The sequence below is a fragment of the Streptomyces sp. SID5785 genome (assembly GCF_009870065.1).
Taxonomy (GTDB): Bacteria; Actinomycetota; Actinomycetes; order Streptomycetales; family Streptomycetaceae; genus Streptomyces.
Genome location: NZ_WWIA01000940.1, coordinates 1 through 3,004, shown reverse-complemented (window position 1 = coordinate 3,004; position 3,004 = coordinate 1). Strand labels below are relative to the sequence as shown.

General features: G+C 76.0%; 2 protein-coding genes. Both read left to right on the top strand.

Annotation, left to right across the window (positions count from 1 at the left end):
- Window positions 1-1,502 (top strand): serine/threonine-protein kinase (locus GTW43_RS30715; protein WP_161305260.1); only part of this gene is annotated, 1,502 nt, incomplete at its 5' end.
- Window positions 1,503-1,597: 95 nt separating this feature from the next.
- Window positions 1,598-3,004 (top strand): protein kinase (locus GTW43_RS30710; RefSeq protein ID WP_161305259.1); only part of this gene is annotated, 1,407 nt, incomplete at its 3' end.

Genomic DNA, 3,004 nt, shown 5'->3' with positions numbered 1-3,004 from the left:
ACCGCGACGTGAAGCCGTCGAACGTGCTGATCGCGGAGGACGGCCGCGTCGTCCTCACCGACTTCGGCATCGCCCAGGTCGAGGGCGACCCGTCGATCACATCCACCGGCATGCTCGTCGGCGCGCCCTCCTACATCTCGCCGGAGCGCGCCCGCGGCCACAAGCCGGGCCCCGCCGCCGACCTGTGGTCGCTGGGCGGTCTGCTCTACGCGTCCGTCGAGGGCATCCCCCCGTACGACAAGGGGTCGGCGATCGCCACGCTGACCGCCGTGATGACCGAGCCGGTCGACCCGCCGCAGAACGCGGGACCGCTCGAGCCGGTCATCTACGGGCTGCTCGCGAAGGACCCCGACCAGCGGCTCGACGACGCGGGCGCCCGCGCCCTGCTCCAGGACGTGCTGCACGCCCCGGAGCCCGCGGCGGTGCCCGAGCCCGAGCCGGCCGACGCGACGAAGGTGGTCCCGCTGCCGCCCGTGCCGCCGGAGGCGCCGTCGCTCACGAAGCGTCCGGCCCGGACCGGCCCGTCCGCGGCCGCCACCGCCGCCGCAGGGGTCGCCGCGCGCGGCGAGGAGGCGGCCGAACGGCTGCGCGGGGCACTGAAGTCGGTCCGCAAGGCCGCCGCGTCCTCCCGGACCAAGGAGAGCGCGGCCGTCGCCGCCGGGTCCGCGTCACCGGCCACGCCGCCGAGGTCCCCGGCGAAGGCCTCGCTCACCGATGTCGTGCCGCGCCGCACGCTGGTCATCGCCGCGGTCGTCGCGGCCGTCCTCGTCCTCGGCACCGTGCTGGCCCTCTCGCTGGGCGACGGCGACGGGAAGGGCGGTTCGGGCGGCGGCACCGCCGCGTCCGCGGGGGCGTCCGGGGGCGGCGCCGGGGACGACGCCAAGAACGGCGGGAAGGACAAGGACCAGGGCAAGGGCACCGACGACCACGCCCAGGGTTCCGGCGACGCCTCGTCCGGCGCCAGCGACAAGCCCGGGTCCGGCGGTTCGGACGAGGGCGCCGGCGGTGACGCCGACGGCGCGGGCCAGGGGGCCTCGCCCGGCAGCGACACCGACGGTTCCGGCGGCTCCACCGCCGAGACGACCTACCGGCATCCGCAGGGCTTCTCGATCGGGCTGCCCAAGGGCTGGACGTACGACTCGACGAGCGCGGCCGGCGCCCGCTTCGACGGCCCCAAGGGCCAGAAGCTGCTGGTCGGCTGGACCAGCACGCCCAAGTCCGACCCGGTCAGCGACTGGCGCAACCAGGAGAACTACATGCGCCGTTCCCAGTACGACCGGATAAGGATAGGAGCGGTCGAGTACCGCGGCTGGAACACGGCCGACTGGGAGTTCACCTACGTCGACGGCGGCACCAAGTACCGCACGATAGACCGCGGTTTCGTGGTCGACGGCTCGCAGGGCTACGCGCTGATGTACACGGCGAAGGACGCCGACTGGGACAGTGCGCTGCGCAAGTCGACCTGGCGGACCTTCACGAAGACCTTCAAGCCCAAGTCCTGAGCCCGCGACCCGTTCTGCACGTATCGTGAGTGCTTGCGGACCGTGTGCGAACAGAAGTGGCGTCCGGACGACCACCGGGCGGGGCAGGGGGTGTTGTGGAGGAGTACGCGGGGCGAGTGCTCGCCGACCGGTACCGCCTGCCGCTGCACGCCTTCGACGACGGCTTCGCGGACGGCTTCGCCGACGCGGCGGTCTTCGCGGGCGGCGCCGCCGTCCGGGCCTTCGACACCTACAGCGGGCAGGAGGTCCTGGTCCGCCAGGTGCCGCTGCCCGAGGTCGTGGAGGCCGAGGTTCTCGACGCGGACGGACTGCCCGAGGGCTTCCGGCCCGGGGCGGCCGTGCGTTCGTCCGCCGAGCCGTCCGTGGCGCGGGCCGTCGAGGCCGCCCAGGCCGCGGCGCGGATCCCCGACCATCCCCGGCTCGACCAGGTCTTCGACGTGTTCGCCGAGGGCGGCTCGCTGTGGATCGTCAGCGAGGCCGTCGCCGCCCGCCCCCTGTCGGCGCTCCTCGACGAGGGGCCGCTGACCCCGTACCGGGCCGCCGAGATCGCCTCCGACGTGCTCACCGCACTGCGGGCCCTGCACGCCCACGGCTGGGTCCACCGGAACATCACGGTGCGCACCGTCATGGTCTGCCAGGACGGCCGCGTCGTCCTCACCGGGCTCGCCGCGGGGGCCGCCGAGGAGGCCCTGTGCGGGTACGACCCGGTGCCCGAGGATCCCGACGAGGAGGCGGACGAGCAGCCCGCGGGGGAGCAGCGGGCCGAGCCCGGGCCCGGCGGTCCCGCTCCCGCCGCCCCCGCACCGCCGGACTACCGGGCCGCGCGCGCCGGAGCGATCGCCGCCTACCGGGCGGGGGCCCGCGCCGCCGCGGCCGCCGGACGCCACGACGACCCGTACGGGGTCCGGGTCCCCGGCACCGACTGGCACGGGGCGACGCCGCGCGGCCAGGTGCCCGTGCAGCCGGCCCGGTGGAACGAGCTGATACCGCGCACCGAGCCCGGGCAGCCCGCACCGGACGGCGACCAGGACGCCGCGGCCGCGGCGGCCGGTGCCGTGGGCGTCGAGGCCGCTGGGCAGCCCGCGAAGAAGCAGCGCACCGCGCAGGGCGCCGTCGCCGCCGAGCGGGCCCGGCAGGTACGCATGACGGTCGTCGGCCCGGTCACCGAGCGCTGGGCGCCCGAGCAGGCGCACCCCGTGCAGGACAGCTGGCAGTTGGCGGCGCCCGTCGGCCCCGCCACCGACCTGTGGGCGCTCGGCGCGCTGCTGTTCCGCGCCGTGCAGGGCCACGCCCCGTACCCGGAGGAGTCCACGCCCGAGCTGGTGCAGATGGTGTGCGCCGAGCCGCCGGCCTTCGCCGAGGAGTGCGGGCCGCTGCGCCCCGTGGTCGAGTCGCTGCTGCGCCAGGACGCCACCGAGCGGCTCGACTTCGAGGAGCTGCGCGGCTGGCTGCGCTCGCTGGTGCGCTCCGCCCCCGAGCCGGAGGCCGGGGTCGACGTCGTA